A 26,351-nucleotide genomic window follows, 5' to 3' on the forward strand; every position below is an offset into this window, starting at 1 on the left:
TAGCGGTGGGGCCAGACAGGGCCGGGGACGGCTCGACACCGCAGAGACGAGTGCTGACCTGGTCTCGACCGGTCCTATGCAGTGCGATGCCCCTTCTGTGCCAGAGGGCAGCGGGCTCCGTCATCCCGAGACGGGAATGCGCAGCACGAACCGGGCGCCGGTGTCGGAATCCTCGATGGTCAGGGTGCCCTGGTGGGCCGTCGCGATCTCGCGGGCGATCGGCAGGCCGAGCCCGGTGCCGCCGATGTCGCGGCTACGCGCGTCGTCCAGGCGGGTGAAGCGCTCGAAGACGAGTTCGCGCTGGGCGGGGGCGATGCCGGCGCCGTCGTCGAGCACCTCGAGCACGGCCTCCCCGCCCTCCTGCCGCGCCGTCACGTCGATCCGCGTCTCGGCGTGCCGCTCGGCGTTGTCCAGCAGGTTCGTCAGCAGGCGGACCAGCTGCAGGCGGTCGCCCATGATGACCACGCTCTCCTGCGCGTGGGTGATGACGCGCTTGGTGCGCGGCCTGGTGGTCTCGGTGACGACGAGCTCGCCCAGGTCCACGTGCTCTCGGCGGCTGGGGGCGTCGGCGTCCAGCTTGGTCAGCGTGAGCAGGTCCGAGACGATGGCCTGGAGCCGGTCCAGACTGGCGAGCACCTCCGTGCCCGTCGCCTGCCAGTCGGTGTCCTCGGGGTGGAGCATCGCCTCCTCGACCTGGGTACGCATCGCGGTGATCGGGCTGCGCAGGTCGTGCGAGGCGTCGCCGGCGAACCTGCGCTGCCGCTCTATCGCGATCTCCTGCTGCCGCATCGCCGCCTCCAGCCGCTCCAGCGTCTCGTTGGCGGTCTCGGCCAGTGCCCTGAGCTCGTCGTCGGTGTCAGGCACGGGAACCCGCATCCCGCCGCCGCCCGCGGTGATCTCGGCCAGCCGCGTCGTGATGCTGCCCACGGGCGCGAGCGTCCGGTGCACGACCCGGGACACCCCCAACCAGGTCACCGCGGCCAGCCCGGCCGTCATGCCGAGCAGGAACAGGATCACCTGCGGGCTGACGTACCAGGGCACGGTCGGCTCGAAGGCGTAGATGACCCAGGTGCCGTCCGGCTGGTACGCGCGCAAGGCGACCACGATCTTGCACGTGCCGGGAAAGGCCGGCAGATCGCAGAGCTCCGCGTCGTCGTTGGCCTGGTCCGGGCGGGGGATCGCGGTGGTCTGGCGGGGCGCGCCGGCCAGGCTCTGCGTCCAGGTGACCGGATGCCCGTCCGGGTCGATCACTTGGATGCCGTCGAGCCCGTCCGGCTCCAGCAGCCGGGGCAACTGGTACTTCTTGACCAGCATGAGCACGCGCAGGGCTTTGCCGGACACCTCGAGCGACCGGATGTCCCGGGCCTCGTCCCGCGTGCCGTACAGCACGAACGCGCTGACGACGATGTTCAGCAGGACCATGGCGATGCTGGCGAGCAGTGCCAGCCGCGTCCGCAGTGAACGGCGCAAGCGTGCTCTCACGCGTCTTCCCCCCGGCGATCAGAAGATCACGGTTGTCGCGCTCGCCGCTAACTTTGGGAGATTCCCCAATAAATACGACCAGAAGGCAAGAAGGCCGGTCCACCCAGCTCGTCGACGGCAGCCTCGGCATGGCCTACGGGGTCACCTCCAGCACGCTGCTGCTGGCCGTCGGCACCAACGCGGCCGCGGCCTCGGCCACCGTGCACCTGGCCGAGATCGGCACCACGCTCGCCTCGGGCATCTCCCACTGGCGCTTCGGCAACGTGGACTGGAAGGTGGTCGCCAGGATCGGCGTCCCGGGGGCCGTCGGCGCCTTCGCCGGGGCGACGTTCCTGTCCAGCCTGTCGACCGAGATCGCCGCGCCGGTCATGTCGATCATCCTGCTGGTGCTGGGCGCGTACATCCTGGTCCGCTTCACCGCTTTCGGGCTGCCGCGCGGCAATCTCGGCAAGCCGCTGCGCCGGCGCTTCCTGGCCCCGCTCGGTGTCCTGGCCGGCTTCGTCGACGCCACCGGCGGTGGGGGCTGGGGGCCGGTCGGCACCCCCGCCATCCTGGCCAGCGGCCGGCTGGCGCCGCGCAAGGTGATCGGGTCCGTCGACGCCAGCGAGTTCCTCGTCGCGATCGCCGCGAGCGTCGGCTTCTTCGTCGGCATCGGCTCCGAAAGCATCGACTTCGCGTGGGTCGCCGTCCTGCTGCTCGGCGGCGTCATCGCCGCGCCGATCGCGGCCTGGCTGGTCCGCCACATCCCGCCACGCATCCTCGGCTCGGCCGTGGGCGGTGTGATCATCCTGACGAACGTGCGGACCCTGCTGCGCAGTGACTGGATCGACGCCTCCGGTGGTGTTCAGACCGTCGCCTACATCGCCATCGCCGTGGTCTGGGCCGCCGCCATCGCCTACTCCGTCCGCGAATACCGCCGCGACAAGGCCACCGAGTCGGTCGAGGCGGTCGAGACCGAGCTACGCGGCCGGACCCCCGAGGAGGAGCAGGCCTCCGCATGAGGGCCGCTGGCGGCTCACTCCGGCTCGTTCGCGGCGGGGCCTCCCACGGTGAACGGTGTGGTGACGTCCTCGTACATCAGGTGGGCGGTGAGCCCTTCCGAGGCGTGGGGCAGGTTGTGGCAGTGGTCCATCCAGATGCCGGGGTTGTCGGCGACGAAGGCGATCTCGTACGACTCGCCGGCGGCGACCTCGAGGGAGTCCACCCACCAGGGGCTGCCCGAGGCGGCCACGCCGTCGCGGCTGAGCACCACCGCGTGGTGGCCGTGCAGGTGCATGGGGTGGGCCTCGCCGCTGTCGTTGGATATCCGCATCCGCACCACGTCGCCCTCGGCCACGTGGAACATCGGCACGTCGGGATAGAGGTGCCCGTTGATCGTCCACCACAACCCGGGCACCCCGTCGAGGAAGCCGGGGCGGCGTCCCATGTCGTACGCGAACCGCCGATCGGGCCTGCCGGGATCGAAGGCGAGCGGCGCAGGGGCGCCGTACGTGAGAAGGTCCAGCGTCGGCCCCGGCCGGGGGACCGGAGGCAAGGCGTGCGACGTGGAGCCGAGCACGACGCCGGTCGGGCCGCCGAGGTGGATCCGGACCGGTGAGCCGTCCGCGGGCATGGTCACCTCGAAGTCCGCGCGTCCTCCCGCGGCCACCGCCACGGCCTTGTCCTGGACGTGGGCGGCCCCGTTGATCTCCGTGCCGTCGACGGCCACCAGCCGGTACGGCGCACCGCTGACCCAGGTCGGCATGAGGCCGTACTCGGTGTTGATCACCCGGACCCGCACCCGCGCCCCGGGTGGCACCTGGACGGGGACGTCGCCCTCACGCCCGTTGACGGTGCGCACCCCGTTGTACAGGTGCACCAGCGCCACGACGTCCGTGGCCTTCTCCTGCGTCACCGGCGCGACCACCAGCGCCCCGAGCAGGCCCCCGCGAACCTGCTCGTGCGACATCTGGTGCGAGTGATACCAGAACGTGCCCGCCTGGTCGGCGACGAAGCGGTAGGTGAACTCCTTGCCGACGCCGACCGCGTCCTGGGTGACCCCGGCGACACCGTCCGCGGCGTTGGGCACGTCGACACCGTGCCAGTGCAGCGTGATCCCGCCGGGCACCGACTCGTTGATCAGCCGCACCTGCACCAGCTGGCCCTTGGTGGCCTTGATGACCGGCCCCGGCGACTGGCCGTTGAGCGTATACCCCTCGAAAGCGCGGCCCGAGGGCAGCAGGAACCGCTGCTTTCGGGCGACCATGGTCACTGCCACGTCGGCGCGGCGGCCCGGGTCGGCGACCAGCCGCCTGACGTCCCGCCTCGCGCCCGCGTGCGCTCCCTGGGCCGAGGCCCCCCGGCCGGCGTGTGCACCATGGGCCGAGACGCCTTCTTCCGCGTGCTCCATGGCGCCGCGCGGCCCGCCGCCGTAGTCGGCGTGCCCCATGTCCGTGACCGCGTACGTCTCCGGCAGCAGGCTGTCCTGCCACAGCCAGATCAGCGGCCCCAGCACGGCCAGGGTCGCGGCGCCCGCGACGGCCAGGCGCACGCGGCCACCGCTCCAGCCCTTGCGCTGCATGGAACCCGCCGTCACCCGCGAGCCGCGAGCTGCGGTTCCGGAGCGCGCACCGCCGCGCCGCGACGTGCCGCGTAGAGCGCGGAGGTGAACAGCAGCAGCGCGTTGAGCCCGTGCACGGCGCCGATCAGGGGAATGTCGTGGCCGAGGATGCCGAACGTGACCTGCAGGACGACGAGCAGGACCACCAGGCCGGCCGCCTTCACGGCCCCCGGGACCTTCGCCCAGAAGGAGCTGATCAGCAGGAGGAGCGCGATGACGGGGATGGCGATCATCCCGTTGATGCCGTGGATGATGAGGCCGACGAACTCGGGGAACGGCATTTCGCCGCTCTCGCCGAGCGTCTTGTCGAGCACGCCGCCCTCGCTGACCCACTTGCCCATCCCGGCGTCACCCCAGACCATGACCGCCGCCTGCACGGCCACTTCGATCGCCACCAGGTAGGCCAAGACCTTGTAGACGTGTTTCATCACGCCCTCCCCTCTCAAGAGACCGCTTGTCTCGCGTGTCACGGTAGGGAGCGCCACTTGGGGAGGAATGGTGGGCGACTTGGAACGTGCTTGGCGCGGGGGCCCCGGTCGCGTCGGCGAGCCGGGAAGTCGCGACCGTGGCCGAGCTTCACGGGCGGGCATACCTTCCGGCAAGTTGTCGTGGGGTCGCCCGCGCGCTCGGGGCGGGCGCGCTAAGAAGATCCGGTGGCATCGAACATGTCGTGGTGGCGCGCCGATCCGTGGCGGGCGCTGCTGATCCTGGTGGCCTGCTGCTACGGGATCGCGCAACTGATCGTCGTCACCCCCGGGATGGGGCTGGGGTGGGACGAGTCGATCTATGTCAGCCAGGTGGATCCGCGGGCGCCCGCGGCCGAGTTCATCGCGCCCCGCGCCCGGGGGATCACCTTGCTGGTCGCTCCGGTGGTGCTGGTCACCTCCTCGACGGAGGCGTTGCGGGTCTACCTCTGCCTGCTGTCCGCCCTGGCGTTGTACGCGTCGTTCGGGATCTGGCTGCGGGTGCGGGCCGGGGCGATGGCGCCGCTCGCCGCCCTGCTGTTCGCGTCCTTGTGGTTGTCGTTGTTCTACGGCGGCCAGGTCATGCCGAACCTGTGGGTCGCCTTCGGCGCGGTGGCCGCCGTCGGCTGCTTTCTGCGCTGCGTGCGGCCGGACAGCGGGCGCGGCCCGGTGATCGGACTGGCGCTGAGCGTGGCCGCGGTGGCCCTGCTGCGGCCGCCCGACAGCCTGTGGCTCGTGCTCGCGCTCGCGGCGGCACTCGCCCGGCCGGCGTGGCGGCAGGCCAAGGTCACCGCCGCCCTGGTCGCGGGGCTGGTCGTGGGCTGGGCTGACTGGATCGTCGAGGCGTACGCGCGTTTCGGCGGGCTCGCCGCCCGCTGGCAGGCCGCCGGCGCGGCGAACGAGACCGGTCTGCATGTCACCCTGCTCGAACACGCCCGCGCCCTCAACGGCCCGCTGCTCTGTCGCCCTCCCGCGCACTGCGGGCCCGTCCCGCCGTCCTGGCTGCTGTGGGCAAGCGCGATCCCGGTTCTCGTCCTGCTCGGCCTGTACGCGGCCCGGCGGCGCGGACACCTGACCGCCTGCGCGGTGCCGGCCCTCGCCGGCCTGCTGATGGGCCTGCCCTACGTCTTCCTGGTCGGGTACGCGGCGCCCCGCTTCCTGCTTCCCGCGTACGCGCTGCTGGCGCTGCCGATCGCGTACGGCGTCCTCCGGCTGCTGGACCACCGGGCGCGACGGGCCCTTGCCGGCCTCGTGGCCGCGGGCTTCCTCGCCCAGTTCACCCTGCAGGGGCTCACGCTGGACAAGATCGTCGCCCCCAGGCTGGCCAAACGCCAGGCCGACGTCGAGGTCGCGCGCGCGTTGAGCGCCCTGGACCTGCGCCCGCCCTGCCTGGTGTACGGCGAGCACGCGGCGATGATCGCCTACCGGGTGGGCTGCGAGTCGTACACGATCCTGCGCTGGCCGCAGCAGTCGGCGGCGCCCGCCCCGATACGCGCCGCCCAGAGCGCGGGCAAACACGTGGTCGCCGTCGACAGGGGCCGGCAGACCGCCGCGCCCTTCCTGCTGGACTGGGAATGGAGGCCGCTGCCGGAGGCACGGCCCGGTACGTGGCAGGCGTACCTGCCCCCGCCGCACTCGTAAGCCCGGCGCGGTGGGTGAGCGGAAACACATCGCCGGCTGATCCAGGCCGGACCCGATCATAAGCGACGAATGGAACAATTTCGTGTTTGTGTTATGCGAGTGGTGATTCTCCCGTCTCCTATCCGGAGCTACGGAGGCTCCGGATCGAGGTAATGGATGTACGCACGGCCGACGTACGAGATCGAAACGGTGCTCGCGGCCCGAGCGGGCGACCGCGCCGCCGTCGACGAGCTGGTCAGAAGCCACCTGCCGCTTGTGTACAACATCGCCGGCCGGGCCATGAACGGCCATCCGGACGTGGACGACGTCGTCCAGGAGACGATGGCCCGGGTCGTGACCGGCCTGTCCGGGCTGCGCGACCCGGAGAGCTACCGCTCCTGGCTGGTCGCCATCACCATGAACCAGGTACGGGAGTGGCGCCGGGCCACGGCCGCCACCCTGTCCGCCCTCGACGAGGCCCTGGGCCTGCCCGACCCGGGCGCCGACTTCGCCGCCGTCACGATCACCCGCCTCCGCCTGTCCGGGCAGCGCAGGGAGACCGCGGAGGCCGCCCGCTGGCTCGACGCCGACGACCGCGAGGTGCTCGCGCTGTGGTGGCTGGAGGTCGCGGGGGAGCTCACCAGGGCCGAGCTGGCCGCCGGGCTGGGAGCGAACGAGCAGCACGCCGCCGTCCGCGTGCAGCGCACCAAACGCCGCCTGGAGAGCGCCCGCGCCGTGGTGCGCGCCCTCACCGGCACCTGCCCGGAGCTGGCCGCGGCGGCGGCGCGCTGGGACGGGGCGCCGTCCGACCTGTGGCGCAAGCGGCTGTTCCGGCACGTGCGTGAATGCCCGGCATGCAGCGCCCAGGCGTCCGATCTGGTGCCGGCCGACCGGCTGCTGGCCGGGATCGGCCTGGTGACCATCCCCGCGGGCACCGTGATCGGCCTCGTCGAGCTCGCCCGCACCGCCGCCGTGCCGGCGCTGAAGGGCGGCCTGCTGGCCAAGGGCAAAGCGGCGGCCGGCTCCCTGCTGGCGGCCAAGCCGGTCGCGGTCGCCGCCGCCGGCGCGACGGTGATCGCCGGGGGAGCGATGGTCGTCCAGACCATCAGGCCCGAGGCTCCCGAGCGGGCCGCGCCGGTGATCGCCACGTCGTCGCCCGCGACCGCCCCGCGGACCACCGGCCCGTCGGCGCCCGCGGTCTCCGCGCGCCCGCTCAGCCCGAAGCCGACGCCGAGCCCTCCGGCCGCCGCGTACGGCAGGACCGTCGACGCGGTGGATCAGGCCCCGCCCAAGAACCGCCCCCCGGCCCCGCTGCCCCGGCGCCGCGCCGGCCAGGTCGCCTTCGCCGGCGAGTACGGGCATGCCCGGTTCGGCGGACCCGGGCTGACCAAGCGGGGCCACTACCTCACGATCACCGGAAGGGGCTACTTCCTGGTCCGCCTGGGGATCCTCTACCACAACCGGGTCGGCCCCTTCCCGCCCGTCACCTGGACCGGGCTGAAGGGCAAGCTGTTCCACGTGGCCTCGGGCGGCGGGCGCCGCATGGATGACGAACAGGCGCCGGGCGTCACCTGGATGGGCTCCCCGCAGACCGGTTACGTCCAGCTGCCCAGCGGACACCAGCAGAGATGGCAGAACGAGTTCTACTACATCGACGGCAGCGTCACCGTGCACAACAACGACGCCGGCGGCGGTAACGCGGACGTCGACTTCACCGTCGTGCCCAAGACCTGGGAGGACGTCTGGGCCGACCTCTCGGCCAAGCCTGACCGCGCCAGGGGGATCCTCCGCTACGGCCTGACCCGCGACACCGGCGACGATCGAGCCCCCGTCCCGCAGTACGTCACCAGGAAACGACCCGCGGATCCGGCCCTGGTTCCGCAGCGCAGCCAGGTCTCGACGAGCCGATGACCCGATTTTGTGTTATCCGCGACCTCCGCCGGACGTCTCCTGTGACGACGGCCGCCTGACCGTCCGCGTGGCCCGCTTCCGACGGGGGAGGAAGCGGGCCACGCCACGGCGGTGACCTGCGCGGCCGTCACGGTTTGCGGGCGACCCCACAGAACGCGTCCACCTCGGCGGGCAAGCCGAACACGTCCGACTCCACCCGCCAGCGGGAAACGGACACGACGCCCGGCTCCACGAGCTCCAGCCCGTCGAAGAACCGGACCATCTCGGCGGGGGAGCGCAGCCGGTACTGGTAACCCTCGCCGCGCTCGCGCAGCCGCTCGGCTTCGGCCGCCGCTTCCGGCTTGATGACGTTGGTGCCGTCCTCGAACACCAGGTAGCTGCCGGACGGCAGCGCGTCCATCAGCTGCTTCACCAGCGCGTATGCCTGATCGTCGGCCATGATGGTGCCCATCACGCCCAAGAGCATGACCGCCGTCGGCTGGGCGAAGTCCAGCGTCTTGCCCGCGGCCGCCAGGATGGCGTCCGGGTCGCGCACGTCGGCCTCGATGTAGTCGCAGGCGCCCTGGGGGTCGCTGGTGAGCAGGGCGCGGGCGTGCACCAGCACGAGGGGGTCGTTGTCGACGTACACGACGCGGCTGGACGGGGCCACGCCCTGCGCCACCTCATGGGTGTTGTCCACGGTCGGCAATCCGGTGCCGATGTCCAGGAACTGCCGGATGCCGGCCTCGCCGGCGAGGAACCGGACCGCCCGCCCGAGGAACGCCCGGGCGTGCCGGGCGATGTCCTCCATGCCGGGGTAGGCCTCCTTCAGCTTGGCGGCCATTTCCCGGTCGACCGGATAGTTGTCCTTCCCCCCCAGCCAGTAGTTCCAGACCCTGGCCTGATGCGGCCGGGTGGTGTCGATCCTGGCGAGCAGGTCCGGGTCCGGAGGGGACGAGTCTTCCGTCACGAGCGCTCCACCTCATATACGGCGTTTGCGGGCTTTCAAGATAGCGCGGACTCCATGGGTGCATCTGGTAGGTGCGCCGGCAGAGAGGAACTTGACGGTTTCCCGACACTCTCGTCGTTTGTGTCCGGGTACGCCGCGAAGGTGACCACGCAGACCGAGGCCGTACGCAAGATGCCGCTGCCGGTGCTGACCGCGATGGTGGTCGGGTCGATGGTCGGCGCCGGGGTGTTCTCGCTGCCGCGTGACTTCGCCCAGGCCACCGGCGTCCTCGGGACTCTGGTCGCGTGGCTGATCGCCGGCGTCGGCATGCTCATGCTGGCCCTGGTGTTCCAGACGCTCGCCGTACGCAAGCCGCAGCTGGACGCCGGCGTGTATGCCTACGCCAAGGCCGGGTTCGGCCAGTTCCCCGGCTTCTTCTCAGTGTTCGGGTACCGGGATCGTCCGCAGTGCTCCGGCCTTCAGCTTCAGGCCGGGCGTGAAGCGGACCGGCCCGCGTAGCCGGGCACGAACAGCCGTTGCGCAACCAAGGCGGAACGGCGTCCGCGCGGATCACACTGGCCGGTTGTGCAGCTCGATGTACTGGCGCATGACCGAAAGCGGGGGCCCGCCCACCGATCCGGCGAAGTAGGAGCCTGACCAGAGCTTGTTGGCCCGCCAGTAGTGGCGGGTCAGTTCAGGGAACTCTTGCCGCATCCGGCGGGAGGAGACGCCCTTGAGGCTGTTGACGAGCCGGGAGATGGCGACCTTGGGTGGAAAGGTCACCAGCAGGTGCACGTGGTTGGCCTCGCCGTTGAACTCGGCCAGTTCGGTCTCGAAGTCGGCGCACACGTCCCGCATGATCTGCTCCATGCGTTCCAGGTGGGCTCGGGTGAACACCTGGTGCCGGTATTTGGTGATGAAGACCAAATGTGCGTGGAGTACGAAAATGCAGTGCCTACCGGTCCTGATGTCTCCATCTTCGGCCATAAACCAATGATAGGAGCATGGTGTGCGGCTGTGTTACGCCTACCGGCTCGACCCGACCCCAAGCCGGCGGATCGCGCTGGCGCGGGCGTTCGGGTGCGCCCGGGTGGTGTTCAACGACGCTCTGGCTTTGCGTAACCAGGCGTACGAGAACGGGGAGCCGTTCATCACCGACGCCGAACTGTCCGTGCGGGTGATCACGAAGGCGAAGGCGACGCCGGAGCGGGCCTGGCTGGGTGAGGTGTCGGCGGTGGTGCTGCAGCAGGCGCTGGCCGACTGCACCACCGCGTTCCGCAACTTCTTCGACTCGCTGGCCGGTCGGCGCAAGGGCCCGAAGCTGGGGCCGCCTCGGTTTCGGTCCCGCAAGGACAACCGGCAGGCGATCCGTTTCACCAAGAACGCCAAGTTCAAGATCACGGCAGGCGGGAGGCTGCGCCTGCCGAAGATCGGCGAGGTGGCGGTGCGCTGGTCCCGGGACCTGCCCGCGCCGGCGTCGTCGGTGACGATCACCAAGGACGCGGCCGGTCGGTACTTCGCCTCGTTCGTGGTCGAGGCCGCCCCCCAGCCGCTGCCCCCGGTGGAGGCAGACGCCGGCATCGACTTGGGGCTGGGACATTTCGCGGTCCTGCCGGACGGCACAAAGATCGACTCTCCGCGGTTTCTGCGCCGCGCGGAGAAGAAGCTCAAGCGCCTGCAGCGGGCGCTGTCCAGGAAGGAGAAAGGCTCGGCCAACCGGGCCAAGGCCCGGGACGCGCTGGCCCGCCAGCATGCCAAGGTCGCCGACGCGCGCCGCGAGTTCCACCACCAGTTGTCCACGACGTTGATCCGCGAAAACCAAGCGATCTACGTGGAGGATCTGGCGGTCAAGGGACTGGCCCGCACGAAGATGGCCAAGAGCGTGCACGACGCCGGGTGGGGCCAGTTCGTCGGCATGCTGGAGTACAAGGCCAAGCTGCACGGCGGACGCTGGTCAAGGCCGGCCGGTTCTTCCCCTCCAGCAAACGCTGCTCGGCCTGCCACACCGTGGTCGCCGCGTTGCCGCTGCACGTCCGATCGTGGACGTGCAGCGCATGCGTCACCCTCCACGACCGGGACGTCAACTCTGCCATCAACCTCCAGCAGGAGGGCAGACGGCTGGTCGCCGCTGGACGGAAACCCGCACCTGAGACGGGCGGGAAGCGGGGACTCAAAACGCCTGCGGAGACCGGTAAGACCCCGCCATCCACACTTCGGCGTGGACGGTGGGGCACGGTCGATGAAACAGGAAGCCACGGAAGCGCCGCCGCCTGAACGGCGAAGGCGCAGGCCGAATCCCCGGGCTTCAGACCGAGGAGCGCGTCAACACAAGAACCAGTTCACCGCAAACTCCGCGAGCACGGCGTTGAGGTGATCGAGATCGAGTGCTTCAAACTCGGCAAGTGGCGCGGCGGCACCCACTGCATGACCTGCCCGATTCAACGCGACGCCATCTGAGACGCCCGCGCCCGCGCGCCCAGCCGCACCGCCACCGGTGTGAGGGCGAGCAGCGGGACGAGCAGGTAGACCGCCCCTGCCAGGCGCTGGTCGGCGAGGAGGTCCGGCGCGCCCGGCGGGGCCGCGAGGGTGAGCCAGTCCGCCGCGATCGGCGGCCCGGCCAGCAGGTACGTCCCGACAACGAGGTGCGTGCCGGCCACCACCGCCAGCAGCCGGACCCGCGCCGCCCAGGAGAGCGATCCGGGCAACGGGTCCGCGCCGGCCAGCACCCACGACACCGCCAGCCCGAGCCCGAGGAATAGCAGACCGGTGGCCAGGTGCACGGCGTACTCGTCCAGCGACCAGGGCAGCCACCCCGTCGCGTAGAGCAGCAGGAACGGCGCCGGGTAGGCGACCGTCAGAACGGCAGGCCTGCTGAAGCCCATGACGGTCCTGCCGGCCAGCGTGACAGGCGCGCCCGCGCACAGCAGAAGCGGAACGACGACGGCGAGCACGACATGCTGCAGCGCCTGCACCGACATCATGGCCCGCGCGTAGCCGCCGACCCCGCCGACCAGGACCAGTGCGGCCATTGCCAGCCCGGCGTACCAGGCGAACGTGCGGCCGGACGGCCACGCCGCAACCTTGCGCAGGCCGACCAGGTACGCGGCCGCGGGCAACGCCAGCAGCAGGATGATCAACGCGTCCAGGCGCACCTCGCTGATCAGCGCGCCAGGGGAGAACGGCGCGAGGTCGTACCCCAGCGCGCCATGCCCCGATCCTTCGCCGCCTGCCGGCGGGGGAGTACGTGACAGGCCCACGGCCAGGCCCGCCGCCGCCGCCATCACAACGACCTCACCTGCCGCGAGCCTGACAAACGTGCCGCGTACCCCGCGGTCGGCGACGCCCATGACGGTGCGGCGCCGGTGGTTCCAGCCGAACCAGCCGAGCACCGCCAGCGTGGCCACCTTGGCCAGCAGGAGCAGGCCGTACGGGGTCCGCCACAGATCGGACGGCGCGCCCAGCCGCACCCACGCGCCGGCCAGGCCGGAGAAGGCCACCGCGGCGAAGCAGCACAAGGCGATCGTGCTGAACCTGGGCAGCACCACCGGCAGGTCGTCCGAGCGGCGGAAGTGGACGAGCAGCGCGCCCAGGCCGCCGGCCCACAACGAGGCCGCCACGAGATGCGCCATCAGCGCCGACACCGCGAGGTCGTGGTCGGCGGCCGAGGCGGCATGGCCCACGTAGGCGGGCGGCAGCAGCCCGAACACGGCGATCGCCAGCGGGATCCACCGGGGCAGCCGCCGTGCGTACGTGGCCGCCGCCACCACGAAGGTCACGCCCAGCACGACCAGCAGGGCCTGGGTCTGGGGGAGCAGCGTGCCGATATTCAGCCGGCCGGGCGTGGCGAGGAGCTCCGCCACCGGCATCGGGATGAAGCTCGACAACGTCAGGACGTAGCTCAGCAGCGTGGTGAACGCCCAGCCCAGCGCCCACCAGCCCGCCGCGCGCAGGCACCGCGCAGGCTCGGCCGACCCGGCGGGGGCCAGCACGGCGGCCAGCAGCGTGCCCACGCAGGCGACCGCGCACACGACGTGGAGGAACCGCGTCAGCGGCAGCCCCCAGTCCGTCAGCGGACCCGCCGTGGGCAGGCCGGGGATCGCCGGCGCACCCGCGCCGCCGCCGAACCGCAGCACCGCGACCACCACACCGACCGCGAACCCGGCATACACCGTCTTCCACCGCATACGAGGGGTACGCAGGGCCGGCCCCGCCGGTTCACCCGCCCACGGCGGTGGCGCGGATCGTTCGGAGAGGGGCGGAGGTGTGCTGCGTGCGGGTCAGGCGGGCGGCGCCGCGCCGGGGCGGACGATCATGAGGACCACGACGACCGCCCACACGACGTTGTAGACGCCGGCGAGCATCGACAGCGTCCGGAGCCTCCGGCCGTCATCGGGCGAGCTGAGCGCCGCGCGCTGGCGCGGGTAGATCTGCGTGGCCAGCAGGCCGCCCGCCACGATGGTGAGGACCATGGCGACGTTGATCCAGATTTCGCCCATCCGGCCCTGGACGAGGGCCAGCGCGATCCCGGCGACCGGGACGATGAGGCCGAAGGCGGCGTAGCCGCCGGTGATGCGGTGCAGCAAGGCGGCCACGGCCGGACTCCGCTCACCCGGCGGGCCCGCGGCCGGACTTGGCTCATCCGGCGGGCCCGCGGCCGGGGCGAGCGGCGCGTAGCGAGGAAACAGGCTCGCGGCGACGGCCGAGCCGCCGACGAACACAATGCTTGCGAGCACGTGTATCGACAGCAGGACATGATCCATGGGAACTCCTCCAACCTTCAGTTCGCCTGAAGCCTAGCGCAAGCTTCAGGCGGTCTGAAGGTCAGGTCCCCGCGCGAGATCAGCCCAGCTCGTCCCAGAGGGCGACGGGGACGGGCCGGTCCAGGGCCTGGAGGTTGGCGGTGACCTGCGCCGGGGCGTGGGCGCCGACGAGGACCGTGTGCACGGCCGGGTGCCGCAGCGGGAACTGCAGGGCCGCGGCCGGCAACGGCACGTCATGCCGGGCGCACGCCGCGGCCAGGGTGCGGACCTCGGCGGGAGCGTCCGCGGGCGGCTCGGCGGCGGCCAGGAGCCCGCGGTGGAAGAGGCTCGCCGCGATGACCGAGATGCCGCGGTCCTGGCAGAGCGGGAGGAGCTCGTCGAATGCCGTCCGGCGCAGCAGCGTGGCCTGGTTGGCGGCCAGCAGCAGGTCCAGGTCGGTGAGCTTGACGAAGTCCACCAGCATGGGCGACTGGTTCATGCCCACGCCGATCGCGTGGACGACGCCCTGCGACCGCAGCTCCGCCAGCGCGGGATAGGCCTCGTCGAGCGCCTGGGGCCAGTGGCGGTCGGGATCGTGGATGAACAGGATGTCCACGTGGTCGAGGCCCAGGCGGTCCAGGGACTCCTCGACGCTGCGCAGCACTCCGTCGCGGCTGAAGTCCCACTCGACGTGACGGTCGCCGAGCACGGCGAAGCCGCCGTTGTCGCCCGGCCCCGGCCGTACGAGCCGTCCGACCTTGGTCGACAGGATGAACGCCGAACGTGGGCGCTCGCGCAACGCGCGGCCCATACGCCGCTCCGACAGCCCGAGCCCGTAGAACGGAGCGGTGTCGTAGTACCGGATGCCGCACTCCCAGGCCGTGTCCATCACCGCCTGGGCCTCGGCGTCGGAGATGGTCAGGAGGTAGTTGCCGAGCGGGCCCCCGCCCAGGCCGACGCGGGGGAGCGGGACGGGCGACGTCACGCGGGCTCCACGTGCAGCCAGGCGGTGACCACGTCCGAGAGCGCCTCCAGGTGGTGGTCCTCACCGGCCTCCACGATGAGCACATCACCCCCGGCGAAATCCGAAATTTCACCGTCTATGTGGATCTTTCCGGTGCCGGAGAGGATGAGGAAGATCTCCGGATCCGGATGGGTGTGCGGGCCCTTGGCGTGGCTGATCCGGCCGGGCGGCATCGTTGAGACCCCGCCGGACTCGACTCGGTACCCGGGCAGGGACAGCCCTGCTCCCATGGCCGCCAGTGTGCTCCTACGCATGGACGTCCGTCTCCTTCGCGGTTTGGTCGATGGCGGTGAGGTCGTCGGATTACCTTCCTGCGATACCCGTGAGCGTGACGCCCCGGATGAACGTCTTCTGAGCCAGGAAGAAGACGATGAGGATGGGCAGCATCGACAGCAGCGCGACGGCCATCATCTGGTTGTACTGGGTGACGTACTGGCCGCTGAACATGCCCAGGCCCTGCGCGAGCGTGATCTTCTCCATCGAGCGCAGGTAAAGGGTGTTCTCCAGATACTGGTTCCAGTTGCCGACGAAGGAGAACAGGCAGATCGCCGCGATCGCGGGCTTGGCCAGCGGCAGCATGACGCTCCACAGGATGCGCAGCTCCGAGGCCCCGTCGATGCGGGCGGCGTCGATGAGCTCCTGCGGGATCGTGGTGAAGAACTGCCGCAGCAGGAAGATGTAGAGCGCCACGCCGAAGAACTCCGGCACGACCAGCGGCAGATACGTATCCACCCAGCCGAGCTTCGAGAACATGATGAACTTCGGCACCAGCGTGATCTCACGCGGGATCATCATCGTGGCCAGCAGCGCCGTGAACATGATGCCGGCCGCCCGCGCCCGCATCCGCGCGAAGGCGTAGGCGGGCAACACGCACGAGATGAGGTTCCCGGCCATGGACAGCGCGGTGATCAGGATCGTGTTCAGCAGGAACCTGGTGAACGGCAGCGACCCCGTCCAGCCCTTGACGTAGTTCTCGACGTGGAAGGAGTCCGGGAGCCATTGAGGCGGGAAGGCCAGGTTGTCGGCGTCGGACTTGAGCGAGGTCGTCAGCATCCACAAGAACGGCAGCAGGAACACCGCGGAGCTGATGATCAGCAGGACGTACGCCCCGCTGCGCCGGATCCGCCTGATGTGCTCGGCCTGCTCGGACGTCAGGGACGGGCCCGGCTTCGTACGCGCGGGCCGGGCCGCGGTCTCGAGGAGCATCGGGGACCTCACTTGAACTCGTAGTGCACCCAGCGCCTGGCCAGGCTGAACTGGATCGCGGTCACGATGATGACCAGCACGAACATGGCCCACGACAGCGTGGCCGCATAGCCCATGTCGAAGTAGACGAACGCCTGCCGGTAGATGTAGAGCCCCAGCACCATGGTGGCGTTGCCGGGTCCGCCCTCGGTCATGACGAGGATGAGCACGTAGCTCTGCAACGCGGCGATGAACCCGGTCACCACGTTGAAGAAGATGACCGGCGACATCATCGGCACCGTGACGTTCCAGAACCTGCGCCACCACCCGGCCCCGTCGATCTCCGCCGCCTCGTACAACGTCTTCGGGATGCCCTGCAGGCCGGCCAGGTAGATGACGATGGTGTTGCCCGCGCCCCACACGCTCATCAGCACCAGCCCGGGGATGGCCCACTCCTGCGAGGCCAGCCAGCCGGGTCCGTCGATGCCGACCGAGGCCAGCAGCTTGTTGATCAGCCCGTAGTCGGGGTGCAGGATGTTGATCCACAGCAGCGCGGTGGCCAGGCCCGACACCACCGACGGCAGGTACATCACGGTCCGGAACAGGCCCTGGAACCGCAGCGGCTGGTTGAGCAGCAATGCCAGCACGAACGTGAACGTCACGCCGAGCGCCACCGCGCCGAGGCCGTACTGCACCGTGTTCTCGATCGACTCCCAGAACTCGGGATCGTTGAACATGCGCTCGTAGTTGCCGAACCCCACCCACGCCGGCGTCTGCAGCAGGTTCCACTTCATGAAGCTCAGGACCACGGCGGCGACGATCGGGCCCGCGCTGAACAGGACGAACCCGATCAGCCACGGCGAGACGAACAGGTGAAAACGCCGGGCCTCACGACGCGCCAGCGGGCTGACGGCGGTCATGCGATCTTGTTCTCGCTCAGGACCGGCGTGACCTTGTCGACCATCTCCTTCAGCGCGTCGTCCACGCTGATCTTGCCGAGCTGCGCCCGCTCCCAGATCGGCAGGGCGGTGTCCACGACCTTCTTGTTGGCCGGCAGCCGCAGCACGCCGTCGTCGGAGGCGTAGTCGGCCATGATCTTCTTGACCAGGTCCGCCTCCTCCGCCGGGATGCCGAGCGCCTTGGCGGTGTCCTCCCACGCGGACTGGCGGGCCGGCGCGGCGATCTGGCGGAACTTGTAGCCGGAGGCCGACAGGTATTCGTGCATGTAGATCCAGGCGGCGTCCTTGTTCTGCGACGAGGCCGCCATCACCAGCGCGCTGCCCACGGCCGGGGTGGTGCGGCCCTCCGGCCCCTTGGGCACCTGCGTGGCGCCCCACTTGAACGCCTTCTGCTTGGACAGCTCCAGCATGACCCACGCGCCGTTGACGAACAGGGCCGCGTGCCCGGACTTGAACGGATCGACCTTCTCCAGCAGCTGCAGCTCGGCCAGGCTCGGCGTCGCCTTGTCCTTGAGCAGCAGGTCCAGCCAGCGGGCCATGACGTCCCTGGCGGCCGGTTCGGCGATCGTCACCTTCGACTCGGCCGCGTCCAGGAACCGCCCGCCGAACGGCAGCAGGTAAACGGAGCTCAGGTCGGGCGACGGCTTCGGCATCGGCGAGACGCCGTAGATCTTCTCCACGCCCGACCCGCTGGTCATCTTCTTGGCCGTCTCGAAGAGCTTGTCCCACGTCCAGGTCTCGTCCGGGTAGTCCAGCCCGGCCTTGTCGAACAGGTCCTTGTTGTAGAAGAGCAGCTTGGGCGCCATGTCGGTGGGCAATCCGTACAGCGCGCCGTCCCGCTGGAAGTAGCCCAGCCCGCGCTGCGGGATGTCGTCCATGTCGAAATCGGGCGTCTTGGCGATGTAGTCGTCCAGCGGCTGCAGGACCTTGTTGGCGATGAGGTTCTGCGTCCAGGAGTAGTGGTTGTAGAGCACGTCGGGCAGCGTGCCGCCGGCCGCCTGCGCCATGTATTTGGTGAGGAACTGATCGAACGTCGCCGACTCGCGCTTGATCTCGATGTTCGGATGGCGCTTTTTGAAGAAGAAGTCGAACTGCGCGTTGCGTACCTCGGTGACGGCGTCCGTGGTGAACGCCAGCGTGATCACGACCTTGGACGCCGGGTCGGGGACGTTCGTCTTCGGCCAGGTCAGCGAGTTGTTGAGCTGCTCGGCCTCCTCGAACGGCCAGTCGTCGCTGCTGGGACGGTTGGGGTCGATCACCTGGGCGCCGGACTTGACCGGGGCCGCGGCCTGCTTCTGCTGGCGGCTGTCGCCGCAGGCGGACAGCGCGGCGGCGGCCACCGCCAGGGCCAGCATCTGCCGACGGTTCATCTCCATGGGGTCATCTCCGTGGGGGGGTCTTTCACAGGAAGAGCTCGAGCACCGGCACGGCCACGTCGGGTCGCTGCACCGGGAGCTGCAGGGTCAGGGTGCCGGGCGGCAGCGCGCCCAGCTTCGTGTGCCCGCTGTCCACGGCCGGGTCGGGGGCCAGGACGCGGATCTCCGAGGCGTCGTTGAGCAACTGCGCGTAGCGCACCTTGCCCGCCAGCCCGGGCAGGTGCAGATGCTTGTACGGCCAGGCGAACAGGTGCACGTAGAGCCGGTCGCCGCGCTGGGTGTAGCGGCAGTCCGGCGGCGCCTCGTACGTGCTCGGACCGGCGCCGTAAATGGAGCGGCCGTGCAGCCGCGTCCACGCGCCGATGCCGCGCAGCGACTCCAGCGCCCGCGCCTCGAACGCGCCGCGCCCGTTGGGCCCCACGTTGAGCAGCAGGTTGCCGTTCTTGGCGACGGTGTCGATCAGCATGCGCACGAGCAGGTCCACCGGCTTGTAGTCGAGGTTGTCGCGGTCGTAGCCCCAGCTGCCGTTGAGCGTCTGGCAGGCCTCCCAGACCTCGGCCGGCGGGGCGGGCGGCTGGAACTGCTCGGGCGTGGTGAAGTCGCCGGGGATCTCCAGGCGATCGTTGATCAGGATGTCCGGCTGCAGCCTGCGGACCATGGCCGCCAGCTCCTCCGACCGCCAGTCCGCGGCGCCCTTGCCGCCGGGTGTGCGCGTGCCGTTCCTGACCCGCTTCGAGTAGGAGAAGTCAAACCACATAGTGTCGATTCGGCCATAGCGGGTAAGCAGCTCTTCAACCTGGTTGTGCAAATAGGACTGGTATTGCCCGATATTTCGGTCATCGGGAGTAGTCGCACCCTCGACGTACGCCGGGTGCAGGCCGTCGATCGGGAAGTGCGGGTGGTGCCAATCGATCAGCGAGTGGTAGAAGCCCACCCCGAGCCCGCGGGCGCGGAAGGCCTCCACGATCGGGCCGACGAGGTCCTTGCCGTACGGCGTGTGCGCGACCGAGTAGTCGGTGTAGGCCGAGTCCCACAGGCAGAAGCCGTCATGGTGCTTCGTCGTCAGCACCATGTAGCGCATGCCGGCGCCGGCCGCCGCCTCCGCCCACGCGTCCGGGTCGAACAGGTCGGGGGCGAAATGGTCGAAGTACGGCTGATACTGCTCGTCCGTGAGTCGTTCCCGCTGCTTGACCCACTCGTGCCGGGCGGCCAGCGCGTACAGGCCCCAGTGGATGAACAACCCGAACCGTTGCTCACGGAACTCCGCCAGCCGGGCACTAGAGGTCGGATGTATAGCGGGGGTCGTGTGGTCCTGCGGCGACAGTCCGTGAGGCATGACCGCACCGTAGACCGACTAATTAACTTCGTCAAGAATTGAATTGAAACCCGTCGCAACCTAGGCTCTTGCGCATTGTGAGGAGCGTCGGGTGCCTTGCGTGGCCGGAGCGGCAGCGCCGTCACCGGGCGGCAGGACGCGATCTACTCCTCCTATCTCTTTCACCATGGAGGGTCACGTGCCGAATTGGACGCTGAGCGACGGGGATCTGAAGGCGGTGCTCGACCTGTCCGCGGCGGGCGAGCTCACGCTGGAGCTGCGGCACGCGGGACGGACCGTGCTGGAGCCGTCCAGGCTGGGCGTCCGCACCGCCCACGCGGATCTGAGCACGGAGCTGGTCGCGGCCGGGATGTCCGAGCGGCGGGTCGAGGAGTCCTACCGGACGGTGACCGGGAAACGGCGCGAGCATCGGTACGCGGCCGGCGAATGGACGTTGTCGTTCACCGCGGGCGGGCACCGGCTCGACCTGCAAATCCGGATCGGCGATCACGGCGTGGCCTACCGCTACGTGATTCCCTGGACCGGTCCGGTGACCGTGGTGGAGGAGATCTCGGAGTACGTCGTGCCGGGTGACGCCCGCGCGGTCCTGCTGCCGTACGAGAACGGGCGCTGCGACTACGAGGAGATCCACCGGCACACCACGGTGGCCGGCGCCGAGCCCATCCTGTACGGCTACCCGTCGCTCTTCCAGGCCGGCGACGCCTGGATGCTGATCACCGAGTCGAACCTGGACGCCGGATACGCCGGCTCCCGCCTGCGCTTCGACGGTCACGCCTTCCGCCTCGACCTGCCGGACCCGTACGTGACCACGGCCAGCCCGCTCGTCACCCCGTGGCGCACGATGATCGTCGGTGATCTGGCCACGATCGTCGAGAGCGACCTGGTCACCAGCCTCGCCGCGCCGTCCGAGGTCGAGGACACCTCCTGGATCCGGCCCGGAGCCGCCGCCTGGTCGTGGTGGTCCGACGGACCCTCCACGCGGGACCTGGAGGCCCAGAAGCGCTGGGTGGACTTCGCCGCCGCGAACGGCTGGCCGTACCTGCTGGCGGACGCCGGCTGGAACAAGGAGTGGATGCCCGAGCTGATCGCCTACGCCCGCGACCGGGGTGTCGGCGTCTGGCTCTGGTCGCACTGGCAGCACGTCGACACCGAGCTGGAGCACCGCGAGAAGCTCGCGCTCTGGAAGGAGTGGGGCGCGGTCGGCGTGAAGATCGACTTCACCGAGTCGGACGGCCAGGACCGGATGCGCTGGTTCGACGCCATCCTGTCCGCCACCGCCCGGCTCCGGCTCATGGTGGTCTTCCACGGCGGCACGATCCCGCGCGGCACCGAGCGCACCTGGCCGCAGTTCATGACCGCCGAGGCGGTCAAAGGCGCCGAATGGATCAAGCCGAAGCCCGGCAAGGAGCCGCTCTACCCGGCCACCCACTACCTGTCGCTGGCGTTCACCCGCAACGTGCAGGGCCCGATGGACTTCACACCGTGCACGTTCACCGCGGTGCGGGCCATCTCGGCCGGATTCGAGCTCGCCCTGTCGGTGCTCTTCGAGTCCGGGATCCAGCACTTCGCCGACTCCATCGAGGCCTACCAGGCCCGGCCCGAGGCGCTGCGGCTGCTGTCCACCGTCCCAGCCGCGTGGGACGACACGCGGCTGCTGTCCGGCGACCCCGCCGACCACATCATGCTGGCCAGGAGGAGCGGCGGCGAGTGGTACGTCGGCGCGGGCGTGTCCGGTGAGGCCCGCACGCTCACCGTGCCGTTCGACTTCCTCGACGAGGGGGAGTGGACGGCCGAGATCTACCAGGACGCCCCCGGCGACCGGATCGCCACCGAGACCGTCACGGTCCCGGCCGGGGGCAAGCTCGACCTCGCCGTCGCCCCGAACGGCGGATTCACGCTGCACCTGAGGAGAACACTCTCATGACCGAACGACGAGGGGGCGTCTTAGCCGCCCTGGCACTCACCAGCGCCCTCGCGCTGCTCCTCGCCGCCGCCCCGTCGGCCCAGGCCGGCGACGCGGCGGGGAACGGGCATGGAGCTGGGGCCGGGGCGCCGCGCTGGGAGACCCGGTGGAGTCCGAGCCCGTGGCGGGACGGCGTGAAAGCGTTCGAGGCGCTTGAGGACGACCGGCGCGGCTCGCACCCCGAGGGCCAGCCGCACGTCTACGTCGCGGGCAACGCCTGGCGGTTCGACGCGCACCTGGAGGACCGCGACGGCTCCGACCGCATGCGGAACGAGGTACGCGGCATGCGAGCCGCCGACGGCCGGCCGCTGGAGATGCGCAAGGACGAGACGTGGCGGATCACGTACCAGATGTACATTCCGGACACGCTCGACGCGACCACCGGCTTCACCCACATCTGGCAGTTGAAGACGTCCGACATCGGCACCCCGGTCGCGCAGTTGTCGCTGCCGGTCGTCAACGGCGTGCCGAAGATCGCGGCGCGGTACTGGACGCTGGAGGACAACAAGTCCCACGACTTCGCCACCGCCGACCTGGAGCCGATCCAGAACAAGTGGGTCGGCGTCACCATCGAGCTCAAGTCCGCCGACGACGGCTACATGCGATGGGTGCTCTGGGACGGGTCGCGGACCATCGTCGACCAGAAGGTCGGGAACATCGACCTGTGGTGGACGCCGGAGCAGTACAACCGGCCCAAGTGGGGCATCTACCGCAGCATCAGGAGCGCGGGGCTGCAGGAGACCTACCTGCTGGTCAAGGACCTCAAGGCGGACCAGTTCGGGCCTGCGACGCCGCCGGTCACGCTGCCGCCGCCGGACCGGAGCCCCGGCACGTACGAGGCCGAGCGGGCCGGCAACGTGTGGGAGGGCGCGGCCGAGCCCGCCTACTGCGCGGTCTGCTCCGGCGGGCGGAAGGTGATCCTCATCGGCGGCAACGTCTACGACTACGCCGTGGTCAGGGGCGTGCTGTCGGAGACCACCGGGACCAGGCAGATGACCGTGCACGCGCTGGTGGACGGCTCCCAGACGTACGCGGTCAGCGTCAACGGCGGCGATGCGATCCAGGTGCCGATGACCGGGACCAAGGACACGGTGACCACTGCGACCGTGCAGGTGGACCTGGTGGCCGGGGTCAACACGATCCGCTTCTACAGCCACACCGCGCGCTCGCCTGAGCTCGACAAAATCGTCATCAAGTGAGGGATCCCCATGGCACATGACCTCAGCAGGCGGGCCGTGCTGGCCGCAGGCGGCGCGCTGGCGCTGACCGCGGCGGCCGGCGCGCGGCCCGCCGCCGCCACGCAGCCGTGGCAGTCCCGGCTCGTGCACTACGACCGGTGGGGGCGGCTGGCCTACGAGCAGGACGCCGAGGCCAACCGCGTCCCCGACTTCAGCCACGCCGGCTACCGCAACGGCGAGCGGCCGATCCCGCACGTGCCGGTCGTCAAGACGATCCGGCCCATCGAGGGCGACAACACCGCCCACATCCAGGCGGCTCTTGACGCGATCGGGGCACTGCCGCGTGCCCGCCGCGGCGCATTGCTCCTGCTGCCGGGCGTGTACCCGGTGGCGGGCACGGTGTACGTGCGCGCCAGTGGCACCGTGTTACGCGGCCTCGGCGACGGCGAGGACCCGTCGGGCAACACGATCATCAAGGCGACCGGGAACAACCCCAAGGACCGCAACGTGATCGTGGCCGGCGGCGTCGCGGGCGGCGGCTGGAAGGGCGAGGTCCCGGGCACCCGTACCGAGATCACCACCGGGTTCGTGCAGGTGGGATCGCGCTCGTTCGAGGTGGCGAGCCCGGGCGCGCTGCGCCCCGGCGACAACGTCGTCATCACGCACCCCTGCACCGAGGAGTGGCTCAAGGCCATCGACTACGGAGGTCACGACGTCGGGCCGCCCTGGAAGGTCGGCGAGCACCCGATCATCTACAATCGCTACGTCCGCGACGTGTCCGGAAATGTCGTGACGATCGACGTGCCGGTCTTCAACCACCTCAACCGCGCCCACGCCACCTCTTACCTCTACACGTGGGACAGGGCCGGGCTCGTCACCGAGGTGGGCGTGGAACGGCTGCGCGTGGACATCGAATACCACGGCGACCCCGAGCAGGACGAGGACCACGCCTACAACGCGATCGTGCTGCTGCGTACCGAGGACTCGTGGGTGCGCGACTGCACGATGCTGCACTTCACCCAGGCCGGCGTCGCCACCCAGGAGACGACCCGTGCCACGGTCGAGAACTGCCGGGCCATCGACCCGGTCAGCATCGTGACCGGCAGCAGGCGCTACAACTTCAACACCTACACCTACTCCCAGCAGGTGCTCTTCCGCGACTGCCACGCCTACAAGGCCAGGCACGCCTTCGTCTCCAACGGGCACAGCACGGTCTCCGGCGTGGTGTTCCTGCGCGGCACCGCCGAATACGCGCTCAACTCCAGCGAGGGCCACCGCCGCTGGTCACAGGGCCTGCTGTTCGACGGCCACCGGGACGTGGACCCGCACTACGACTACACGCTGGGCTTGTACAACCGCGGCCGCTACGGCACCTCGCACGGCTGGTCCGCGGCCCACTCGGTGGCCTGGAACTGCGACGTCGCCACCAGCAGGCTGATCGTCCAGAAGCCGCCGACCGCGCAGAACTACGCCATCGGCTGCCGCGGGACGATCACCGGCGACGGGCCCTTCCAGCAGCCCGCCGGCTACATCGAGGGCACCGGCCAGCCCGGGCTCTTCCCGCCCTCGCTCTACGAGGCTCAGTTGCGGGACCGGCTGCGCCCCGCCTGACCCTGCCGCTCCAGCCGCAGCAGCCCGCCCTCGGGCACGGTGACCTCCACCGGCCCGGGGGCGAGGTCGACCAGCTCGTCGCCTTCGGTGCGGCCCCGGCAGTCGACCACGGTGGCCCGGGCCGTGCCCGGCGTGGCGACCTGGAGCAGCACGTCGGCGGAGGCATCACCATTGGCCAGCCACAACGTGCCGGTATCGGGAACGCGGACGGGCATCGGCGCGTACCTGGCGGTGATGACCGTGTCGTCCGAGCGCGCCGTCACCTGCGGATAGGCCAGGTCCGGCCGGGCGGGCTCGAACCGGCCCCGCTGCAGCACGTCGGCGTGGTCCCTGAAGAACGACAACCAGAACCGCAGCGCCTCCTCCTGCGCCGGGGTCAGCGCGGTGAGGTCCACCGAGATCTGCGGGACCGCGAACAACACGTTGATCAGCTGGCCGGCGACCCGCTGCGGGTTCTCGTCCGGGTGCCACATCAGCATGTCCGCGTGCACGGCCAGCGGGCCGGCGATCAGGCGCAGGTCCACGGTGCGCTGCCGGTTGTGCGCGGGGCTGAGCGGGCAGTCGGAGGCGCGGATCATGGTGGCGTACGGCCACAGGCCCGGGCTCACGTACGGCTGGCGCAACTCGACCAGGCAGTCGCCGGGCAATTGGGCGAGGAGCCTGCGCACGCCCTCGTTCACCGTGGCGCAGTCGGCCTCGGGGCCTGGCGGCGGCGGGTCCTCGACCGCGAACTGGTCGATGAAGTCGATCTTGAGACCGTCCATGCCCCACTCCCTTACCGCCCGGGTGACGTGGTCGGCGAGCAGCTTTCGGATGACGGGGTAACGCGGGTCGACGATGGCGGCGTTCATGTGCTCCTTGTAGGCCAGCGTGTACGGTCGCACGCGGTCCCAGAGCGCGGTGTGGCGGCCGACGAACGGCAGGGCGTACCAGAGCAGGTAGGCGAGGCCTTCGCCGCGAACCTTCGCCACGTGTCCCGAAATATCAGGAAATGAGGTTCGGGAGGGCTCCCATTCGCCGACGTAGCCGTAGCCGCGGCCCCGGTCGTCGCTGTGCCAGCCGTCGTCCACGATGATCGCCTCGCAGCCCAGCTCGGCCGCCGGGGCCGCCTGCCGCTCCACGCTCGCGGCGTCGACGTGTTGCTGCATGGCGTACCACGTGGAGTAGGCGGGCATGCGCGCGGCCCGCGGGACGTCGCGGGCCAGGCCGTTCCGCGATCCCCACCACTCGGCGACCTCGGCCAGCGTCGTCGCGAAGTGCCGGCGGGTCAGGTCCATCCGGAGCACCACCCCCTTCCCCGGCTCGGCCTCGTGCTCCACCCAGAACCCGAACTCGCCGGTCTCCTCCACCACTCCGGTGCGGGTGCGCACGGGCCTGACGACCTCGGCGGCGGCGTACGTGCACAGCGCCACGTCCCCGGCTCCCACCAGGCATCCCACGGGGGCGTTCTTCTCCAGAGCCGCCGTGCGGGGGCGCCGCCAGAACGGCGGCAACCCGCGATGCTCGCCGCCGTCGGCGGCCCAGAACGCGGTAGCGTCCACACACGGCACGCGCCACGCCACCCGTACCGTGGCCGCCCTCTCGGGGGTGACCCGCACCTCCAGCACGCCTGGGGCAGTCTCGGCAACCACCCACCTCGCCCCGCCGCCTTCACCGCTCCCCAAGACCCCGGCTCCGGCGTTGATCGCACCGCCCGGCTCGGTGCCGTCGGGCGCGATGCCCGTGGAGTCGGGCGCGGCCTCCGGGGAGGTCGAGCCCTGCCCAGCCTGGGCCGCTTGACCCCTGTCGCCTGAGGCACCGGGCGCTCGGCCCGCGTCGCCTCCGGCTGAGGTCGGCTCCGGGGCGGCGGTGGCGAGTGGCGGCGGGAAGGGGGTGGCCGTGCAGGTGAAGGTGAGGCCGGCCGCCTGGAAGCGCATCTCCTCCGGTGGCCGTGGCGTTCCGTCGTGTGGCTGCCAGATACCGGAAGCGGCGGTCAA

General features: G+C 70.5%; 23 protein-coding genes and 1 pseudogene. 10 read left to right on the plus strand and 14 right to left on the minus strand.

What is annotated here, in order from left to right; genetic code table 11:
* Nucleotides 1–120: 120 nt before the first annotated feature.
* Nucleotides 121–1,482 (minus strand): sensor histidine kinase, encoded by a 1,362-nt coding sequence (locus tag Q9G87_RS48655; RefSeq protein ID WP_305923486.1) that lies wholly within the window; start codon nt 1,480–1,482, stop codon nt 121–123.
* A 68-nt stretch (nt 1,483–1,550) separates the two neighbouring features.
* Between Q9G87_RS48655 and Q9G87_RS48660 the strand changes: the two genes are divergently transcribed.
* Nucleotides 1,551–2,483 (plus strand): sulfite exporter TauE/SafE family protein, encoded by a 933-nt coding sequence (locus tag Q9G87_RS48660; protein ID WP_305923581.1) that lies wholly within the window; start codon nt 1,551–1,553, stop codon nt 2,481–2,483.
* Between the two features lie 14 nt (nt 2,484–2,497).
* On the opposite strand, the gene Q9G87_RS48665 is transcribed toward Q9G87_RS48660, so the two are convergent.
* Together Q9G87_RS48665 and Q9G87_RS48670 are read right to left on the minus strand one after the other, a co-directional pair.
* Complete coding sequence (locus Q9G87_RS48665) at nt 2,498–4,042, minus strand: multicopper oxidase family protein (RefSeq protein WP_305923487.1); 1,545 nt, start codon at nt 4,040–4,042, stop codon at nt 2,498–2,500.
* An 11-nt stretch (nt 4,043–4,053) separates the two neighbouring features.
* Nucleotides 4,054–4,509 (minus strand): hypothetical protein, encoded by a 456-nt coding sequence (locus Q9G87_RS48670; protein WP_305923488.1) that lies wholly within the window; start codon nt 4,507–4,509, stop codon nt 4,054–4,056.
* 225 nt (nt 4,510–4,734) lie between these two features.
* Here Q9G87_RS48670 and Q9G87_RS48675 point away from each other — a divergent pair, with 225 nt between their 5' ends.
* Together Q9G87_RS48675 and Q9G87_RS48680 are read left to right on the plus strand one after the other, a co-directional pair.
* Nucleotides 4,735–6,186, plus strand: a complete 1,452-nt coding sequence (locus tag Q9G87_RS48675) for a hypothetical protein (protein ID WP_305923489.1) — start codon at nt 4,735–4,737, stop codon at nt 6,184–6,186.
* Nucleotides 6,187–6,342: 156 nt separating this feature from the next.
* A complete protein-coding gene (locus tag Q9G87_RS48680) occupies nt 6,343–8,076 on the plus strand; it encodes an RNA polymerase sigma factor (RefSeq protein ID WP_305923490.1) in 1,734 nt (577 codons plus the stop codon).
* 127 nt (nt 8,077–8,203) lie between these two features.
* On the opposite strand, the gene Q9G87_RS48685 is transcribed toward Q9G87_RS48680, so the two are convergent.
* Nucleotides 8,204–9,025, minus strand: coding sequence for an SAM-dependent methyltransferase (locus Q9G87_RS48685; protein WP_305923491.1), 822 nt, complete (start codon nt 9,023–9,025; stop codon nt 8,204–8,206).
* Between the two features lie 141 nt (nt 9,026–9,166).
* Here Q9G87_RS48685 and Q9G87_RS48690 point away from each other — a divergent pair, with 141 nt between their 5' ends.
* Complete coding sequence (locus tag Q9G87_RS48690; protein ID WP_305923492.1) at nt 9,167–9,523, plus strand: amino acid permease; 357 nt, start codon at nt 9,167–9,169, stop codon at nt 9,521–9,523.
* Between the two features lie 51 nt (nt 9,524–9,574).
* Here Q9G87_RS48690 and tnpA read toward each other — a convergent pair whose 3' ends face one another.
* On the minus strand, nt 9,575–9,991 hold the full coding sequence (tnpA, locus tag Q9G87_RS48695; protein ID WP_305923493.1) for an IS200/IS605 family transposase: 417 nt from the start codon (nt 9,989–9,991) through the stop codon (nt 9,575–9,577).
* Between the two features lie 22 nt (nt 9,992–10,013).
* Between tnpA and Q9G87_RS48700 the strand changes: the two are divergent.
* The 3 genes and pseudogenes from Q9G87_RS48700 to Q9G87_RS48705 all read left to right on the plus strand — a co-directional run.
* Nucleotides 10,014–10,892 (plus strand): annotated as a pseudogene (locus Q9G87_RS48700) (RNA-guided endonuclease InsQ/TnpB family protein); the annotation flags it as partial.
* Nucleotides 10,893–10,900: 8 nt separating this feature from the next.
* Entirely contained in the window at nt 10,901–11,278 is a 378-nt protein-coding gene (locus Q9G87_RS60995) for a zinc ribbon domain-containing protein (RefSeq protein ID WP_452452119.1), read from the plus strand.
* Between the two features lie 96 nt (nt 11,279–11,374).
* Nucleotides 11,375–11,461: an arginine deiminase family protein gene (locus Q9G87_RS48705; protein ID WP_371825939.1), complete on the plus strand. Its 87-nt coding sequence runs from the start codon at nt 11,375–11,377 to the stop codon at nt 11,459–11,461.
* Here the strand turns inward: Q9G87_RS48705 and Q9G87_RS48710 are convergent.
* The 8 genes from Q9G87_RS48710 to Q9G87_RS48745 form a co-directional block, all read right to left on the minus strand.
* Nucleotides 11,443–13,173: a cytochrome c oxidase assembly protein gene (locus Q9G87_RS48710; RefSeq protein ID WP_305923494.1), complete on the minus strand. Its 1,731-nt coding sequence runs from the start codon at nt 13,171–13,173 to the stop codon at nt 11,443–11,445. The genes Q9G87_RS48705 and Q9G87_RS48710 overlap by 19 nt on opposite strands.
* Before the next feature lie 108 nt (nt 13,174–13,281).
* Entirely contained in the window at nt 13,282–13,764 is a 483-nt protein-coding gene (locus Q9G87_RS48715) for a hypothetical protein (RefSeq protein WP_305923495.1), read from the minus strand.
* A 79-nt stretch (nt 13,765–13,843) separates the two neighbouring features.
* Nucleotides 13,844–14,728 carry an aldo/keto reductase gene (locus Q9G87_RS48720; RefSeq protein ID WP_305923496.1) on the minus strand — a complete coding sequence of 295 codons (885 nt, stop codon included), beginning with the start codon at nt 14,726–14,728 and terminating at the stop codon, nt 13,844–13,846.
* Nucleotides 14,725–15,021, minus strand: coding sequence for a cupin domain-containing protein (locus tag Q9G87_RS48725; protein WP_305923497.1), 297 nt, complete (start codon nt 15,019–15,021; stop codon nt 14,725–14,727). Before Q9G87_RS48725 ends, Q9G87_RS48720 begins: the two co-directional genes overlap by 4 nt.
* A 49-nt stretch (nt 15,022–15,070) precedes the next feature.
* Nucleotides 15,071–15,973 carry a carbohydrate ABC transporter permease gene (locus Q9G87_RS48730; RefSeq protein WP_305923498.1) on the minus strand — a complete coding sequence of 301 codons (903 nt, stop codon included), beginning with the start codon at nt 15,971–15,973 and terminating at the stop codon, nt 15,071–15,073.
* 8 nt (nt 15,974–15,981) lie between these two features.
* Complete coding sequence (locus tag Q9G87_RS48735; protein ID WP_305923499.1) at nt 15,982–16,872, minus strand: carbohydrate ABC transporter permease; 891 nt, start codon at nt 16,870–16,872, stop codon at nt 15,982–15,984.
* Nucleotides 16,869–18,287, minus strand: a complete 1,419-nt coding sequence (locus tag Q9G87_RS48740) for an ABC transporter substrate-binding protein (protein ID WP_305923500.1) — start codon at nt 18,285–18,287, stop codon at nt 16,869–16,871. The genes Q9G87_RS48735 and Q9G87_RS48740 overlap by 4 nt, the downstream gene beginning before the upstream one ends.
* A gap of 25 nt (nt 18,288–18,312) precedes the next feature.
* A complete protein-coding gene (locus tag Q9G87_RS48745; protein ID WP_305923501.1) occupies nt 18,313–19,623 on the minus strand; it encodes an alpha-L-fucosidase in 1,311 nt (436 codons plus the stop codon).
* Between the two features lie 178 nt (nt 19,624–19,801).
* On the opposite strand from Q9G87_RS48745, the gene Q9G87_RS48750 reads away from it, so the two are divergent.
* The 3 genes from Q9G87_RS48750 to Q9G87_RS48760 are packed head-to-tail and all read left to right on the plus strand — an operon-like array spanning nt 19,802 to nt 24,375.
* Entirely contained in the window at nt 19,802–21,547 is a 1,746-nt protein-coding gene (locus tag Q9G87_RS48750) for a glycoside hydrolase family 97 protein (protein WP_305923502.1), read from the plus strand.
* Nucleotides 21,544–22,785, plus strand: coding sequence for a carbohydrate-binding protein (locus Q9G87_RS48755; protein WP_305923503.1), 1,242 nt, complete (start codon nt 21,544–21,546; stop codon nt 22,783–22,785). Before Q9G87_RS48750 ends, Q9G87_RS48755 begins: the two co-directional genes overlap by 4 nt.
* A 9-nt stretch (nt 22,786–22,794) precedes the next feature.
* The gene (locus Q9G87_RS48760) at nt 22,795–24,375 is read left to right on the plus strand and encodes a hypothetical protein (protein WP_305923504.1); all 1,581 of its coding nucleotides are present in this window, start codon (nt 22,795–22,797) and stop codon (nt 24,373–24,375) included.
* Here the strand turns inward: Q9G87_RS48760 and Q9G87_RS48765 are convergent.
* The gene (locus Q9G87_RS48765; protein WP_305923505.1) at nt 24,345–26,351 is read right to left on the minus strand and encodes a glycoside hydrolase family 36 protein; all 2,007 of its coding nucleotides are present in this window, start codon (nt 26,349–26,351) and stop codon (nt 24,345–24,347) included. The genes Q9G87_RS48760 and Q9G87_RS48765 overlap by 31 nt on opposite strands.

The sequence above is a fragment of the Nonomuraea turcica genome (assembly GCF_030718205.1).
Taxonomy (GTDB): Bacteria; Actinomycetota; Actinomycetes; order Streptosporangiales; family Streptosporangiaceae; genus Nonomuraea.